Genomic DNA, 16,604 nt, shown 5'->3' with positions numbered 1-16,604 from the left:
ATCAATTCTATTCTGCAATATTTATGCAGTAAATTCTAATTCTAAATGATATTCTCCGATTCGCTCTGTTTGAGAGTATAAATCATAATCAACTAAAATCTTACCAGACATTGGTTGATCTTTTAAACTAACACGCAAATTATGGGTAAACGTACTAATCTGTAGCAAGCCATAAGGGGTTCGATAACTTGTATCTAATTTTTCCTGATAGCCAAATCTTAAACGCATCCGTAATTCACCGGCACGAATCAGCTGAACATGCCCGTCTGGTTCAATTTTAATGGTTACGGGGGTTGGCTCTGTATCCTCTAATAATTCTTCTTTGTAACGAATGTATAATGTATCACCCATTTTTACTAATTGACCTTCTAAGTCAAAGAAAAAATCTTTTTGTTCGTTGCCTTGTTGGACAATCGTTTTTAGTTGAATCGATACAGGAACGCCTGTTGATAAATCCATAATGGTCACTCCTTTTCCAAAATATAACTTTCTTATTGTTGACTTTTTCAATGTATTTGTCAACTAAAGTCAATTTTTCCTTGCTTATGTACCTTTTCTTATTGTATAAGCTCTTTTCACGGGTTGCAAGCATTTGTTTCATCTATTTAATAAGAAAACCGTTTACTATTTTAGAGAATTCCTTCAGAATTCGTTTATATAACATGCTTTTTTGCGTTTTTTGTATATAATATAAGAGAGAGTAAGAAAATAAACGTATTAAATGACGTAATTATAAATAGACAGGACGTTTTTTATGAGCACAACTTTTCCCCTTCACACCGAATCATTTATGCTCCTTGATTCAGGTTGTTTAACAAACAGTGACTATTTTTTTCCTTTTGCTTTGACCGATGTTTTAACTACTTTTTCAGGAATGCAGCACCAACCAATCATTCATTTCTGGCAATTGGATCAAGCAATGATTCTTGGCATGAAAGATACCCGTGTACCACATCTAAAAGAAGGCATCGCTTCTCTGCAAGAAAACGATTATTCTGTAGTCGTTCGCAATGCCGGCGGTTTAGGGGTGATTGCCGATTCGGGTATTTTAAATGTTTCACTTATTTTACCAAATAATTCTGAACACAAATTAAGTATCGATGCGGCTTATGAATTAATGTGGGCTTGGCTCCGTCAGAGTTTTCCGGAGAAAGAGATTGACGCCTTTGAAATTACTACATCCTATTGTCCCGGTACTTATGATTTAAGTATTGGCGGTCAAAAGTTTGCAGGGATTGCCCAACGACGCGTCAAAGACGGTATTTCTGTCATGATTTACATCAGCGTTAACGGCAATCAACTTGCTCGTGGAGAAGTGGTTCGAGACTTTTACCTTGCTGGGTTACAAGAACAATTTGGTGAAAATGGCTATCCACCCGTTGATCCAGCAGTGATGGCAAATTTAGAAACCCTGATTGAGACTCCATTAACAATAGACGCCGTAAAAACCCGTTTAATCGAAGCATTACCTCAACAATTTGAAAAATCTATTGATCCAAACTTAACCGAACCAATTATAACCTCAGAATGGTTCCAAACAAATTTAACTGTCCAGCTGGAAAAAATGGCGCAACGAAACGCCTTAATTAAAGGAGAGATCTTATGACGATTCCGTATAAAGAGCAACGATTACCAATCGAAAAAGTTTTTCGTGATCCCGTCCATAATTATATTCATGTCCAACATCAAGTGATTTTAGACCTTATTAATTCTGCTGAAGTGCAACGATTACGTCGCATTAAGCAACTAGGTACTTCTTCTTTTACGTTTCACGGTGCCGAACATAGTCGTTTTTCCCATTCTTTGGGTGTTTACGAAATTACACGTCGGATTTGTGAGATTTTCCAACGTAACTACTCTGTGGAACGATTAGGTGAAAACGGCTGGAATGATGACGAGCGCCTGATTACACTTTGCGCAGCTTTATTACATGATGTCGGTCATGGTCCTTATTCACATACATTCGAGCATATTTTTGATACAAACCATGAAGCAATCACGGTCCAAATCATCACCTCACCAGAAACGGAAGTCTATCAAATTTTAAATCGTGTTTCGGCAGATTTTCCTGAAAAAGTCGCCAGCGTTATTACTAAACAATACCCAAATCCTCAAGTGGTGCAAATGATTTCTAGTCAAATTGATGCCGATCGCATGGACTATCTGTTACGTGATGCTTACTTTACAGGGACGGAATACGGAACCTTCGATTTAACTAGAATCTTACGTGTGATTCGACCATACAAAGGAGGCATTGCCTTTGCTATGAATGGGATGCATGCGGTGGAAGACTATATCGTTAGTCGTTACCAAATGTATGTCCAAGTCTATTTCCACCCTGTTTCTCGTGGGATGGAAGTGATTCTTGATCATTTATTGCATCGGGCGAAAGAATTATTTGAAAACCCTGAATTTGACTATGATTTACAAGCCTCTCTGCTTGTACCATTCTTTAAAGGGGACTTCACCTTACAAGAATATTTAAAATTGGATGATGGCGTCCTCTCTACGTACTTTACACAATGGATGGATGTGCCTGATTCAATTCTAGGTGATTTAGCCAAACGTTTCCTTATGCGTAAGCCTCTGAAGTCAGCCACCTTTACTAACGAAAAAGAGAGCGCAGCAACGATTGCTTATTTAAGGGAATTGATTGAAAAAGTTGGTTTCAACCCTAAATATTATACTGCCATTAATTCAAGCTATGATTTACCTTACGATTTTTATCGTCCAAATAAAGACCGTCATCGTACACAAATTGAATTAATGCAAAAAGATGGCTCATTAGTGGAATTGGCAACGGTCAGTCCCCTAGTTGCAGCACTTGCTGGTCAAAGTCAAGGAGATGAACGTTTCTATTTCCCTAAAGAAATGCTTGACCAAGGAAATAAAAAACATTACGATTTATTTGATGAGACGTATCGTGAGTTTTCAAGTTACATTCATAATGGTGCGTTAGTTTTAAAAAAATAGGTTTTCTAGGAGGATTCTATGTCAATTAAGTTAGTTGCTATTGATATCGACGGAACATTGCTAAATTCACAACACAAGATTACCCCACGGGTCAAAGAAGCGCTCCAAAAAGCAAATGAGCAAGGCGTTCGTATTGTTTTATGTACAGGCCGTCCTTTGCCAGGCGTGAAAGAACAATTGGATGAATTAGCCTTATATGGTGAAAATGATTTCGTGATTACCTACAACGGTTCGCTTGTCCAAGCAACCAAAGATAATACGATTATTTCACGCTATACCTTGAGTTATGAGGATTTTTTAGAAATTGAAATGTATTCTCGTAAAGTCGGCGCTCACTTGCACACAATTGATGATTCCGCTATTTACACTGCCAATCGCAATATTGGTAAATATACGATTCACGAAGCATCTTTAGTGAACATGCCTTTGAAATATCGTACGGTGGATGAAATGACACCAGAGATGAACATTATTAAAATGATGATGATTGATGAGCCGGAAGTTTTAGATCCTGCCATTGCAAAATTACCATTACATTTTACCGAAAAATATACGACTGTTAAAAGTACGCCTTTTTACTATGAAATCATGAATAAAAATGCTAGCAAAGGCAATGCTCTAGCAAAATTGGCAGACCATTTAGGCTTAAATAAAGACGAAGTGATGGCCATTGGTGACAATGAAAATGACTTATCTATGATTGATTACGCTGGGATTGGTGTTGCGATGGGCAATGCGACAGAAAATGTTAAAACAATTGCCGATGTGCATACCACTAGTAATGACGAAGATGGTGTCGCTCAAATTATTGAAAAAATGGTTTTAATTTAAACATTCTTTTCAATAACAATAACCCTCAATCTAATCAACATAGATTGAGGGTTATTCGTTATTTTATGATGCTGCCGCTAGCCATTTTTCAACGGCCCAGCGGTGGCTTCCTCTTTTTAATAAACGGACTGCTTCTTCTGGTGCAACCCAGTGTAAAGTATTGGTCCTTTCTAAGGGTTCGCTAAGTTGCCGCCAAGTATTCGCTACATAAAAATAGCCAGGATTATAATAGGCCGTTTGGCGATGGTTCGAATAAAAATATTCATCAGCTTCCCCTAAATAACAGCCAATTTCTACACTAATTCCTAATTCTTCTAGCACTTCTCGATGGATCGCTTCTTCTTTCGTTTCGGTGCCTTCAATTTCGCCTCCTGGTAAAAAATAAGCTCCATTTGGCGCTTGTACCAGAACCATTGTGTTATTTTCTGGCTTTGAAACAATAATGTATGCAGCATATCTTGTTTGATAGGTCAATGTCTCTTCTCTTTTTCCAAACGTTGGCGTTTTCATTGGCGCACCTCTTCTCTTTTCATCTATTTTACCTGAGAAATTCCTTTAGAACAAGTCAGAAACCAAGCGTTTTTCTCTACATTTCACGTTTATCTATGCTACTATTAACGTTGGAAATATAATTAAGTTTGAAAGGGAGTTTTTAACTATGAAAATGGCTCATACATGTGTGCGTGTAAAAGATTTAGAGGCATCATTAGATTTCTATCAAAAAGCCTTCAATTTTGAAGAAAGTCGCCGTCGTGATTTTCCAGAAAATAAATTTACTTTGGTTTATCTAACTTTACCAGGAGACGACTACGAACTAGAACTAACTTATAATTATGATCATGAAGCATACGATTTAGGAAACGGTTATGGTCATATCGCCATCAGTACAGATGATTTAGAAGGATTACACGAAAAACATCAAGCGGCTGGCTTAACTGTCACTGACTTAAAAGGCTTACCTGGAACTGCACCATCTTATTACTTTGTTGTCGACCCAGATGGGTATAAAATCGAAGTCATTCGTGAACGTTAAAAAGTTTCACTTGTTCACTTACTGAGCTTTTTGTGTTTGAGAGCTGTCCGAGACAAAACTTGTCTCGACTTCTTCTCAAACACTTTTTTCAAAAAAAGTGCTACAATAGAACGTATGAATTTATTGAGGATGTGATGTTATTATGACAAAAAAAATTATTGGAATCGCTGGCAATCAACTTTTGCAGGCAGCTGAAGTGTTTCACGGTAACCAAGTGACTTACACCCCACAAGGTTTTGTTAGCGCTGTTCAAGCCGCAGGTGGCGTTCCTCTCGTTTTGCCAATTGGCCCCAAAGAGTTAGCCGCTACGTATATACAACAAATTGATAAACTACTTTTAGCAGGCGGTCAAGATGTTGCCCCTGAATTTTACGGACAAGAACCCCATATAAAATTAGAAGAAACGAATCGTGATCGTGACGAGTTTGAGTTAGCCCTAATTGAAGAAGCCTTAAAACAAAACAAACCTATTTTTGCGGTTTGTCGTGGAATGCAATTAGTCAATGTTGCTTTAGGTGGCACATTATATCAAGATTTATCGATGTATCCACAATGGTCAGTTAAGCACGGACAACAACCCACTCAACCAATCTTTGCGACGCATCGTATTGATGTTGAACCAGACAGTCAATTATCAAACATATATGGTACAACTGGTCAAGTCAACTCGTACCATCACCAAGCACTACATACTTTAGGAAAAGATTTACGCGTTACTGCTTGGTCCTCTGATGGCCTTGCAGAAGCAGTGGAATCAACAAATGAACAGCAGCCTTTATTAGCTGTTCAATGGCATCCTGAACTAATGTACGCACGTGATGCCAAATCCCAAGCACTCTTTAACTACTTTGTTCAAAAATTATAGTAAAAACGGAGGGACGTCTTTCGCCCCTCCGTTTTTACTTGCTATCATACTTAAAAATCAAAATTATCTGGATCTGCACCAAAACGATGATCCTTATTTAACTGATTAATTGCGGTTATTTCTTCTGGTGTTAATTCAAAATCAAAGACAGCAAAATTTTCCTGAATTCTTTTTTCGTGAACAGATTTAGGAATCACGATAATATCATTTTGTAAGTGCCAACGAATAATCACTTGGGCTGCTGATTTGCCATATTTTTCACCAATTTTCACTAGTACTGGCTCAGATAATAAATTACCTTGTCCTAGAGGAGACCAAGCCTCCACGGCAATCTTATTTTCGGCTAAATATTTTCGTAGCGGTTCTTGTGTTAACGTAGGATGTAATTCAATTTGATCCACCATTGGCACAACATTTGCTTCTGTTAATAAATCTTCCAAATGATGTTGATGAAAATTGGAAACACCAATTGCTTTGGCACGACCACTTGCGTAAATTTCTTCTAATGCTTTCCATGATTCTTTATATTTACCAGCAACAGGCCAGTGAATTAAATATAAATCAACATAGTCTAGCCCTAATTTTTCTAAGCTTTTATCAAATGCTTTAATCGCATTTTCATAGCCTTGATCTTCATTCCATAATTTCGTCGTCACGAAAATTTCTTCGCGGGGAATACCCGATTGACGAATGCCTTCGCCCACCCCTACTTCGTTTTTATAAACGGCTGCCGTATCAATCAAGCGATAACCCGCTTCTAAAGCCCATTTTACTGAATTTGTTGCTTCTGAGCCATCTTCTACACGCCAAACACCTAAACCTAGGCGTGGCATTTCATTGCCGTTTGCTAATTTTTTTGTTTTATCCAAAGTCATGTGTTTCTTCAGTCCCTTCATTTTCATTACTTTTAGTATACTACGCATTCTTCTTTCACGAAACAATCACGACTCATCAGGTCATTTTCTTTATTTTTAATAAATAACGACGCCAATAGGTCAGCACTCCGATTAGTGCCACAACTACAATTGTTCGACCGCTAACGCTTCCAATCCACAGTTTAACTGCAAGTAACCAGATACAAAAGAGATAAACACAGGACCAATTAAAGGAAACTTTCAATGTACATGATTCCGCAATTTCGATTATCTGACTACTAAAAAAACGACTCCCTAATCGTAAAGCGACTGGATTATGGAAGATGAATGTTCGTCGCTTGTCAGCCGTCAAGCGAGTAGCACATCGTTCATCAATAAAAATTGTTACAGGTAATTTAGAAAGTAAATCATTTTTTGCCCATTCAATTGAAACTTTCACGCAGCACTCACAACCTTTAACAAAATTATAAAATATATTATTTATTTACAAAATTATAACATTCCTAAAAAAACATGTTAAGTCTTAAAAAAAACTTTCTATTTTCTTCCCCTTTCGCCGAGAGATTTAGTATACTAAAAGAAGAAATTTTAGAGAAAGTTGGATTTTTATGTTGATACTTGGTTTAGCCAGTACTGAAACAGTCGATTCTTCTGCTCCTGATTTAGCAGAAGCGACCGTAAAAAAAGTGAGCGCGCTACAACGCTTTTGGAACAATATTAATTGGGATGCCATTGTCGCTACCTTAATTGAAAAAAGTTTATCAATTTTATTTTTAATTTTTCTATTTTTTATTATTCAGCGAATCGGGAAATATTTAATTGATCGCACCTATGCAAATTATAGTAAAAAGCAACATTTTAGTGAAAGCCGTTTAAAAACGTTACACACTCTAATCATTAATGCATTTCAATATACGCTGTTCTTCTTCTTTATCTATTCTCTTTTGACCATTGTCGGTGTGCCTGTTGGCTCATTATTAGCCGGAGCGGGAATTGCCGGTGTTGCCATTGGTTTAGGGGCTCAAGGATTCATGAATGACTTAATTACCGGATTTTTCATTATTTTAGAACAACAAATGGATGTAGGCGATTATATTCGCTTATTGGCGTTAAATATTGAAGGAACAGTTACTTCTGTCGGATTACGAACCACTCAAATTAAAGCGGTTGATGGAACTGTTCATTTTATTCCAAACCGAAACATCACCACAATCAGTAACCTGTCTCGTGCCAATATGCAAGTGTTAATTGATGTCCGCATCAATCCTGAAGAAGGTTATGAAAAAATTTGTGAAGTGATTACAGAAGTCAATGAAACGTTAAAAGAAAAGTATATCGAAAGTATTCAAACTGGGCCAGATATTTTTGGTATGGTCGACTTAGGCAATGGCAACTTTGCGGTGCGAACGACCATGTATGTACTAAACGGCAAACAATTTGCGGTCAAAGAAGAATTTCTAGCCCAATATATCAAAGCATTAACAGAGGCCGGCTTTACGATTCCCAATACGCCCATTATTGCAAAATAAAAAACAGCCACCAGATATTTATTAGTTATCTGGTGGCTGTTTTTCTAATTGTCCAATGATTTTAAAAACCCACTAACTGCCTCCACTCCAAACAATAACGCCTCTTCGTTCGGTTCAAACTTAGCAGAATGAAGGCTGTAGGGACTTGCCACGCCTAACCAAAACATCGTGCCTGGGACTTTAGACAATAGATAGCCAAAATCTTCACCTGTCATTGCAACCGGTGCTTGTTGAAATTGAACTGTTGCTTGTTTGCTCATGTATTCAATAAAATTCGTGGTACATGCTGGCTCATTCACTACAGGTAAATACCCTTTCTGATCAAGATGAACAGTTACTTCACATTGAAAAGATTGCGCAATACCTTCACTAATTTCGCGAATTCTTCGCTGCGTTTGTTCATTAGTTTCTGCTGTCAATGTGCGAATTGTACCAGATAAAGTTGCTTCTTCGGCAATCACATTGCAGGCAGTCCCTGCATGAAAAGTCCCAAAAGTAACGACTGCCCCGACCACAGGATCAACATTTCGACTAACGATCGTTTGCGCTTGCTGAATTAAATTTGTGGCCGCCAAGACCATATCATTTGCTTGATGTGGAAAAGCCGCATGTCCACCTTTTCCTTTTAAGGTAATGTTCACTTCACAAGTGGCAGCAAACAATGTCCCTACTCTGGTACTAATAGTTCCGACTGGCAAATCAGGATTAACATGAAGCGCATAAAATTCATCAGGTAACCACTCACCAAACGCGTGATCTTCATACATCAACATCCCCCCTGCTTCATTTTCTTCAGCAGGTTGAAACAAAAATAAAAAGTTATTGTCTGGTTGCTGTTGACTTAATTCTTTCAAAACCCCTAAGCCGATTGTCATGTGAAAATCGTGCCCACAGGCATGCATAAACCCTGGTCGTTTTGATTGAAAAGCAGAAACCACTTCCTCTTTAATAGGTAAACCATCAATATCAGCACGCCAACCGATGGTTTTCTGAGGATTTTTGCCTTCTATGAAGACTAAAATCCCCGTTTGCCATGTTCGAACTTGCAGATAAGGTTGCTTCATTTTATCAATTTCATTAAGTAAAAAGGCTTGTGTTTCCTTTTCTTCTAAACCGATTTCAGGTATTTGATGTAGTTGCCGTCTAATCGCAATTAATTCTTCTTGCTCCACAAAAGCCACTCCTTCATTTTTGGGGTAATCGAAAGCCGCCATGAAGAAGTTTCTTCATCGCGACTGACTAATTTATTTTTAGAGTTTACGTAATTCTTCTAAAATCTCTGTTTTACTCTTGGTTTTATCATCAATTTGTTTAATTACTTTTGCTGGCACGCCTGCGACAACGGTATGCGCTGGAACGTCTTCCACAACTACTGCCCCAGCAGCCACAACGGCACCTTCACCAACACGAACCCCTTCTAGTACGACCGCATTCGCTCCAATGACAACCTCGTTTTCAATAACCACAGGTGCGGCACTTGGGGGTTCAATGACACCAGCTAAAACCGTTCCCGCGCCAATATGACAATGTTTTCCTACAGTTGCACGGCCGCCTAAAACAGCGCCCATATCAATCATAGTCCCTGCACCAACGACGGCGCCAATATTTAGAATAGCCCCCATCATAATCACCGCTTGATCGCCAATTTCAACTTTTTCGCGAATCAAAGCACCTGGTTCAATCCGAGCATTAATGTCTTTCAGATCAAGAAAAGGAATTGCTGAGTTACGTGCATCATTTTCTACAACATAATCCTCAATTTTTTCTTTGTTTGCTTCTAAAAAAGGTTTTACGTCAGCCCAATCGCCAAACAATGTCCCAGTTTTACAATTATTAAAGACCTTAATTGTTTCCGGAAACGTGACTTCTTTTAATTGCCCTTTCAGTGTTACTTTAACAGGCGTTTGCTTTTTGGCATCACCAATATACTGAATAATCTCATATGCGTCCAATCACAGCACTCCTTTACTTCGTGTTATCATACAGAATAACGCATTTATGAGAAAAAAGTAAAGAGTTTCTTGCGTTTTATTTAAATTACTTTCATTTCTTCTTCTGATTTAGGCAGAACAAGATGATGTTTTTCTAATTCATGCGCCATATGATTGACCGCTTTTAAAATTTCTTTGCGTGTAATGATACCTTTAAAGCGTTGATTATCATCAACCACTGGTAAAAAAGAAGCATCTACTAATAAATGTAACACTTCTTCTAAATCCCACGATTCACCAATTACAGGAACATTGACTTCCATTACATCGGCCACAGTAAATTCATTCAATTTTTCAAAATCCACTGAAGTCAAATCAAACATTTTATCTACAACGTCTGTCAAGCCGATTAAGCCAACAAAGCGATCTCCCTTATCTAACACAGGAATCTTGGAATAGCGAACTTGCGATAAGACTAATGCCGCGTGACTTAACGGATTTAAACACATTACATTGGCGACATTTTCAGCGGGTACTAAAAATGTTTCTTGTTTTTCTAATAATAATTCTTTTACAGCAGTCCCTATCATGATTGGGTTGCCTCCATTTCTAATTCTTTAACACGTAACTTATTGTACCTAATTCTGCGGAAAAAGTCTTGGAATTCGCAAATTCTTCATAACTTAACAAACGAAAATTAACGTTTTGTTCTATTCTCCCCAAAAAAAGAGAACGCTTTCTTAAAAAAATAAAAACTTAGTTGTCTCATAACAGACAACTAAGTTTTTATAAAAGACCAATTAATCAGTCAATTATCCTTCTTTTTCACACGTTTCATCACAGCCATCACTGACCATAATAAGCGGAAATCCCATGTTTTCTAAGATAGTGTTTATCCAATAAAAAATGATCAATTGGTTCAACATCTGGGTTAATTGTTTCCGTCAAACGTGCCATTGAACAGATTTCATCTAAAATCAAACTGTTTTCAACTGCTTTTTCCGGAGTCATTCCCCAAGTAAATGGGCCATGTCCATAAACTAACACTCCTGGAACTGCTAAAGGATCTAATTCTTGTTCATGAAATGTTTCAACAATGACTTTGCCAGTCTCTTCTTCATAGTTTTCTTTAATTTCACTTTCAGAGAGCGCTCTTGTGCAAGGTACAGCGCCATAAAAAGCATCCGCATGGGTGGTACCGTAAGGAGGTAAGGCTCGCCCTGCTTGAGCCCACGTAACACTATTCAGGGAGTGCGTGTGCGCAATCGCTCCAATTTCTGGCATTTTTTGATAAAGATAAAGATGCGTGGGTAAATCAGAAGACGGCTTTAATGCATTGGTTTCCAATAGTTGTCCGTTTAAATCAGTCACTACCATCTGTTCCTTGGACATTTCTTGATACTTGACGCCGCTTGGTTTAATTACGATAATCCCTAATGACCGATTGATTTCACTAACATTGCCCCACGTTAATTTGACTAAGCCCAGTTTTGGCAAAGCCAGATTCGCTTCATAAACACGTTGTTTCATTGCTTGGATGATCGCTTTATTGTTCATAATAACCCACCTCTGCTAATTTGGGATAGAGATACTGCTGCGCGGCTTGAATTTTTTCTTGAAAATTCAAATCCGTTTCATTCCACATTTCAATTAAAAAAGGACCACTATAGTTTAACCGCTTGAGTGTTTTCAATAAGCCTGTAAAATCAACACAGCCTTCTCCAAAAGTAACTTCCCGAAACTTCCCTTCAAATGTGTCTGTTACAGCGAAGGTATCTTTTAAGTGAATAGCAGCGATTTCAGCAATTCCCTTTTCAAGCTCAACCGCCGGATTATTTTCCGGCCAAGCAGACAAATTACCTAAATCAGGATAGACATGCAAAAAAGGAGACGGAATTTGTTCCTTAATTTCTAGAAATTTTTGTATGCTATTCATAAAAGGGTCATCCATAATCTCAACAGCCAGAATGACACCGTATTGTGCAGCTTCCTCAACGCCCTTTTTCAGACCTTGAAGAAAAAATTCCCTTGTTTCGGCAGTTTTTTCTTCGTAAAAGACGTCATAGCCAGCTATTTGAATTACCCGTATGTTTAATTGATGGGCCAAATGAATCGCTTGAGATAAAATTTTCCGTCCTTTTTCACGTGTTTCTTTATTTAAAGAGCCTAAAGGGAACCGCCGATGACCACTTAAACACAAAGAATGGATAAAAAAATCTTCTTTCACCATTAATTGAGAAAGTTCTTGTAACTGGCTTGGTGTCCAAGCCAATCGTGCTAATCGTTCATCGGATTCATCAATTGACATTTCTAAAAAATCAAACCCTAACTTTTTGGCCCATGTGAATCGTTCTGCCCAAGTTAAATTTTGCGGGAGTGCTTTTTCATACAGTCCAATTCGTGCCATTTTATCACTTCCAAATCTGATCGATTTTTTTTTGAAAATCTTTGGCTGCTTGTTCAGGATTTTTTGATTCAGTAATCCCACGGCCCGCAATAAATGTTGCAACTGCCATTGTTTGAAACAATTCAAGCGTTTCGACAGTTAAACCACCTGTGACGGACACTTCAAAGCCTAAGTCAATTAGTTCTTGAACTTTATTCAAATCTTTCTCTCCCCAGCTGCCGCCAGCTAAAAGAGCATCTCTACTTTGATGATAAATCACCTGATTAATCCCTAATTCTCGCCATTGTCGAGCTTGTTGCATTGTCCAATCTCCATATAGTTCTACTTGTAATTCTCGGACTTCTTTTTGAGCTGCAGCCATCGTTGGTAAGGTGGCGCAACAAATGACCGTCATGAAATCAGCGCCTGCTTGTGCGACATTACAAGCAACTGTACCGCCCGCATCAGCACATTTTGTATCAGCAACAATCGTTTTATTAGGAAACATGCGTTTTAAACAACGAATTGCTTTTTGGCCTTCTTGTAAACACAAAATAGTGCCAACTTCGATAATATCGACAATTTCTCCGACTTTCATACAATCTGCTAAAGCGTCTTCTAATCTATTATGATCTAAAGCGATTTGTAAGTTTGGTCTTTTCATCTTTCCCATCCTTTTATTCAGATTTTTGATAACGATCTGAAGCCATATATTTTTCTTGAATTTCTTTTGCAGACATTACATTTTTAATGCCAATCACTGTGACTCCACGTTTTTCTGCTTGCTGAAACATTTGTAAAAAATTGACTGGAGTAAAAACAACGTCGTATTGGCTAGCAGAGCTTTTTCCTTCTGAAATGGCGCAATGATGAATTTTTGTAATCGGTACACCTAGTTCTTTCATTGCTTTTTCAACACTACGCATCATCATTAGACTCGTGCCAGAACCATTGGCACAGGAAACAAGTATTCTCATTTTAAATTCCTCCTTTAATTCTCTTGAAATTTTTTAGCATATTGTTCATAATCATTGACAATCATAAAGTAACCTTCTGGATTTTTCCGATACTGAAGTTGCGGAATTATTAGTAACCCAATCACCACCACTGCTACGCCAACATAGCCTAGAACTTTCATAATGATTGTAAATAACGGCCAAGCTGTTGCCCAATCGAACATGCCCAAATAACCGCCATATTGAGATAATCCAATCCATGTAGCAAATAAAGCTGAGCCACCTACTTGGATTAAACCTGAAAGGAATGGGAATAAACAAGCAGCTTTTACTCCGCCACGATTATTTGCATAAACAGCTATGACAGCGTTATCAAAAAACAATGGGATAAAACCCGCAATAACGATTGTCGGAGACTTTAATAGAATCAGTAAGCCAATCATTAAAAACTGGCCTAATGCGCCAAAGAGAAACCCAATTGTTACTGCGTTGGGCGAGCCAAATCCGAAAGTCGCTGCTACGTCAATCCCAGGAACAGCGCCTGGTAAAATGGTATTTGAAATCCCTTGGAATGACTGCGTCAACTCGTCGACAAAGGTTCTAACACCCAATTGTAAGATAGCTAAATAGACAGCAAAATTTAATGAAGTGGTCATGATATAAAAGAAGAAACTCTGCCCTTCTTGCATAAATTTAGCTTGAATTAAATAATCTTGTCCCAAAACAAGCAAGATAATGCCAAAGAAAAAGAGCATCAAAATGGACGTAGCAACCATATTTTCATTAAAAATGGATAGAAATCCTGGTAATTCAATATCTTCCAATTTTTTATCGGCCTTCTCTGAACGATGTTTCTTTTGATCACGTTTTTTCAACCATTCTGCTAATTTTGCAAAAATAAATATGCCAAACATTTGTTGATGGGCTACCGCAAAACCAGCACCTTCTGTTAATTCCTGCGTAATCCCTACCGTTAAATTTGAAGCAACTGCCCAATAACACCCAAGAATTAAGCCCATAAAAATTAGTACTTCGATTCTACCTAAGTTAGGAAAACAAAAGAGTAAAATCCAGAAAGCGGTAGCTGCTTGTTGAATCTGAACATTCCCTGTTGTAAAAACGGCTCTCAATTTTGTATATTTTTGAAAACGAACCAACAAAATATTCATAATAAATGCGATCAATAACAAAATCATCACATCACCAAAGGTTCGTCCAAAGGTTTTCATCAATCCAGCATCGACTGCATTTTGCCCGAAATATGGATCGGTAACCATTGCCTGTAAATTAAATCGCTCTTTCAAGCCTACTAGAATAGGGCGAAAATTATTAACCAAACCACCAGAACCAACACTCAAAATAAAATAACCAACTGTCGCTTTCAGAAAACCTGCTAAACATTCATAAAAGGGCCTCCGTAACAAGAGATAACCTAATAACACGATGAAACCAATCAAATATGCTGGCTGTGTTAAAACGTTCGTAGCAAAATAAGTCCAACTATTTAACAAGAACTCCCCCATTGATTTTTCCCCCTATAATTGATATTTCTCCATAACTTCTTTAAAATCCATTGGCGTGTTTGTTTCTAACAAGTCAGCAATCACGCCATCCGTCATCAATAAATCCATCAATTGCTGAATATTTTCAAGATGTTCGGCGGGATTTTGGGCTGCCAATGTAAAAAATAATGTTGCTGTTTTTGCTTCTTGATCGCCAGCAAAAGTGACTGCTTGCTTAAATTTTGTAAAAGAAATGGCCGTTCCAAAAACACCTGCGCTTTCCTCTGATGAATGTGGCATGGCTACTTCAGGAGCAATGATGATATAAGGTCCAAACGTTTCGACACACTGAATAATCTCATCGACATAACTCTGATCGATGATGTGTTTTTGGAGTAAAATCAAACAACTTTCCTGAATCGCCTCTTGCCAACTAACCGGTTCTTTATCAGGGTAATGAATAAGCTCTTGCTCCCAAAAATAAGTTAACATTGTACATCCAGCCTTTCTTACAAGAATGAAGGAAATGGTGTATCATTTTCTTTAACAAAAACATCATCAAAGCCACGATCAAAGTTAAATTCTAAGTTGTCTTTGTCATCTGGATAAACAAATTTGCCACCCACTTGCCAAATATATGGTTTAAATTGATAATGTAAACGATCTTTTTTAAATTTCCAAATTTCCATGATTTCTTTTGGATCCGCCATAAAATTAGACCAAATATCATAATGAACAGGAATGACTACTTTCGCATTTAAAGATTCGGCCATTCTCAACATATCAACAGAAGTTATTTTATCTGTGATACCGCGAGGATTTTCGCCATATGCTCCTAAGCAAACATCAATTGCATATTGATTACCATGTTTCGCAAACAAGTTAGAATAATGAGAGTCTCCGGCGTGATATACCGTACCACCTGAGGTTTCAAATAGATAATTGACAGCTAGTTCATTCATGTCCTGAGGCATTTTACCTTTAAATGTATTTTCAGGATCATCAGAAGTAATTAGCGCGGTTCGATCAAAAGCTTCCAAGGCCACTACATTCACATCATTCACTTTTATTTCTTGACCAGGTTCTATAACCCGTGTTTTTTCTGCCGGAACACCCCAACGCTGCCATGTTTTCACTACTTCTTTTGGACCAATAAATAGAGCCTTAGGACAGTTTTGATGAACAGCAGCAGCTGTGTGAATATCCAAATGGTCTGAATGAATATGTGTGACAACTAAAGCATCTACCTCTTTTATTTCAAAAGGATCAATCACAAAAGGTTGTGTTCTTAAATTAGGTTGCATTTTTTGGCAACCACTCATGCGCATCATTTGATGGCCATTTTTCATTAAGCCGTTCCCGTGCGTTTGTTTTCCTGTTCCACACCATAAATCACATAAAATATTCGTGTTCTCATGCGTTTTCAGCCAAATGCCTGTACAACCAAGCCACCAAAGTGCAACCGTTCCTTGAAGCACATTTGTCTGATTAATTTCTTCGTTTAAATAAGTGCCCCATTCTGGAAATGTCGCCTTCAACCAACTTTCTTTTGTAATTTCATGAATCGATTTGCTCATGCTGCCACTCCTCTTCTCAAATGATTGTGTTATGCTTTATAAGAAAATCATAGCCGCAAAAAATCACAATGAAAACCCTTTTATATGATTGTTTGCACTTTTAATGATTCTTTTACGTGTTTTGTTTTCCTATGAGCTATACTATT

Annotated in this window: 20 protein-coding genes; 6 read left to right on the top strand and 14 right to left on the bottom strand. The window is 37.7% G+C overall.

The window, feature by feature from the left end; all coding sequences use genetic code 11:
• Nucleotides 1–21: 21 nt before the first annotated feature.
• A complete protein-coding gene (locus IGM04_RS04830; protein WP_002382132.1) occupies nt 22–459 on the bottom strand; it encodes a DUF1934 domain-containing protein in 438 nt (145 codons plus the stop codon).
• Nucleotides 460–790: 331 nt separating this feature from the next.
• Here IGM04_RS04830 and IGM04_RS04825 point away from each other — a divergent pair, with 331 nt between their 5' ends.
• Genes IGM04_RS04825 through yidA form a run of 3 tightly spaced genes read left to right on the top strand, consistent with a single transcriptional unit; the run spans nt 791 to nt 3,804 of the window.
• On the top strand, nt 791–1,606 hold the full coding sequence (locus tag IGM04_RS04825; protein WP_016634759.1) for a lipoate--protein ligase family protein: 816 nt from the start codon (nt 791–793) through the stop codon (nt 1,604–1,606).
• Complete coding sequence (locus IGM04_RS04820; protein WP_002357999.1) at nt 1,603–2,973, top strand: dNTPase; 1,371 nt, start codon at nt 1,603–1,605, stop codon at nt 2,971–2,973. The genes IGM04_RS04825 and IGM04_RS04820 overlap by 4 nt, the downstream gene beginning before the upstream one ends.
• Nucleotides 2,974–2,991: 18 nt before the next feature.
• Nucleotides 2,992–3,804, top strand: a complete 813-nt coding sequence (gene yidA / locus IGM04_RS04815; RefSeq protein WP_002377829.1) for a sugar-phosphatase — start codon at nt 2,992–2,994, stop codon at nt 3,802–3,804.
• 63 nt (nt 3,805–3,867) lie between these two features.
• On the opposite strand, the gene IGM04_RS04810 is transcribed toward yidA, so the two are convergent.
• On the bottom strand, nt 3,868–4,314 hold the full coding sequence (locus tag IGM04_RS04810; protein WP_002358001.1) for an NUDIX hydrolase: 447 nt from the start codon (nt 4,312–4,314) through the stop codon (nt 3,868–3,870).
• Nucleotides 4,315–4,462: 148 nt separating this feature from the next.
• Here IGM04_RS04810 and gloA point away from each other — a divergent pair, with 148 nt between their 5' ends.
• A complete protein-coding gene (gloA, locus tag IGM04_RS04805) occupies nt 4,463–4,837 on the top strand; it encodes a lactoylglutathione lyase (RefSeq protein ID WP_002358003.1) in 375 nt (124 codons plus the stop codon).
• Nucleotides 4,838–4,979: 142 nt separating this feature from the next.
• Complete coding sequence (locus IGM04_RS04800) at nt 4,980–5,702, top strand: gamma-glutamyl-gamma-aminobutyrate hydrolase family protein (RefSeq protein ID WP_002358005.1); 723 nt, start codon at nt 4,980–4,982, stop codon at nt 5,700–5,702.
• Nucleotides 5,703–5,752: 50 nt separating this feature from the next.
• Here IGM04_RS04800 and IGM04_RS04795 read toward each other — a convergent pair whose 3' ends face one another.
• Nucleotides 5,753–6,625, bottom strand: a complete 873-nt coding sequence (locus tag IGM04_RS04795) for an aldo/keto reductase (RefSeq protein ID WP_002393437.1) — start codon at nt 6,623–6,625, stop codon at nt 5,753–5,755.
• 28 nt (nt 6,626–6,653) lie between these two features.
• Entirely contained in the window at nt 6,654–7,016 is a 363-nt protein-coding gene (locus IGM04_RS04790; RefSeq protein ID WP_002358008.1) for a hypothetical protein, read from the bottom strand.
• A 169-nt stretch (nt 7,017–7,185) separates the two neighbouring features.
• Between IGM04_RS04790 and IGM04_RS04785 the strand changes: the two genes are divergently transcribed.
• Entirely contained in the window at nt 7,186–8,106 is a 921-nt protein-coding gene (locus IGM04_RS04785; RefSeq protein WP_002382128.1) for a mechanosensitive ion channel family protein, read from the top strand.
• A gap of 44 nt (nt 8,107–8,150) precedes the next feature.
• Here IGM04_RS04785 and IGM04_RS04780 read toward each other — a convergent pair whose 3' ends face one another.
• The 10 genes from IGM04_RS04780 to ulaG form a co-directional block, all read right to left on the bottom strand.
• Entirely contained in the window at nt 8,151–9,320 is a 1,170-nt protein-coding gene (locus tag IGM04_RS04780; RefSeq protein ID WP_025189939.1) for an N-acetyldiaminopimelate deacetylase, read from the bottom strand.
• A gap of 36 nt (nt 9,321–9,356) precedes the next feature.
• Entirely contained in the window at nt 9,357–10,058 is a 702-nt protein-coding gene (gene dapD / locus IGM04_RS04775) for a 2,3,4,5-tetrahydropyridine-2,6-dicarboxylate N-acetyltransferase (RefSeq protein WP_002358012.1), read from the bottom strand.
• A gap of 80 nt (nt 10,059–10,138) precedes the next feature.
• Nucleotides 10,139–10,627 (bottom strand): cyclic-di-AMP-binding protein CbpB, encoded by a 489-nt coding sequence (gene cbpB, locus IGM04_RS04770; protein WP_002358013.1) that lies wholly within the window; start codon nt 10,625–10,627, stop codon nt 10,139–10,141.
• Nucleotides 10,628–10,883: 256 nt separating this feature from the next.
• Entirely contained in the window at nt 10,884–11,594 is a 711-nt protein-coding gene (locus IGM04_RS04765) for an L-ribulose-5-phosphate 4-epimerase (protein ID WP_002394986.1), read from the bottom strand.
• Nucleotides 11,584–12,444, bottom strand: a complete 861-nt coding sequence (locus IGM04_RS04760) for an L-ribulose-5-phosphate 3-epimerase (RefSeq protein WP_002360579.1) — start codon at nt 12,442–12,444, stop codon at nt 11,584–11,586. Before IGM04_RS04760 ends, IGM04_RS04765 begins: the two co-directional genes overlap by 11 nt.
• Nucleotides 12,445–12,448: 4 nt before the next feature.
• The gene (locus tag IGM04_RS04755; protein WP_086317785.1) at nt 12,449–13,087 is read right to left on the bottom strand and encodes a 3-keto-L-gulonate-6-phosphate decarboxylase UlaD; all 639 of its coding nucleotides are present in this window, start codon (nt 13,085–13,087) and stop codon (nt 12,449–12,451) included.
• Nucleotides 13,088–13,100: 13 nt separating this feature from the next.
• Nucleotides 13,101–13,400 (bottom strand): PTS sugar transporter subunit IIB, encoded by a 300-nt coding sequence (locus IGM04_RS04750; protein WP_002358018.1) that lies wholly within the window; start codon nt 13,398–13,400, stop codon nt 13,101–13,103.
• A 14-nt stretch (nt 13,401–13,414) separates the two neighbouring features.
• Nucleotides 13,415–14,902, bottom strand: a complete 1,488-nt coding sequence (locus IGM04_RS04745) for a PTS ascorbate transporter subunit IIC (RefSeq protein WP_086317784.1) — start codon at nt 14,900–14,902, stop codon at nt 13,415–13,417.
• Between the two features lie 12 nt (nt 14,903–14,914).
• A complete protein-coding gene (locus tag IGM04_RS04740; RefSeq protein ID WP_002358021.1) occupies nt 14,915–15,373 on the bottom strand; it encodes a PTS sugar transporter subunit IIA in 459 nt (152 codons plus the stop codon).
• Nucleotides 15,374–15,390: 17 nt separating this feature from the next.
• Nucleotides 15,391–16,458 carry an L-ascorbate 6-phosphate lactonase gene (ulaG, locus tag IGM04_RS04735; protein WP_002360582.1) on the bottom strand — a complete coding sequence of 356 codons (1,068 nt, stop codon included), beginning with the start codon at nt 16,456–16,458 and terminating at the stop codon, nt 15,391–15,393.
• Nucleotides 16,459–16,604 lie beyond the last annotated feature (146 nt).

Source organism: Enterococcus sp. DIV2385 (assembly GCF_051711925.1).
Classification (GTDB): domain Bacteria; phylum Bacillota; class Bacilli; order Lactobacillales; family Enterococcaceae; genus Enterococcus; species Enterococcus faecalis.
Note: the sequence above shows the minus strand (reverse complement) of the source record. Positions and strands in the feature narration are given on the sequence as shown.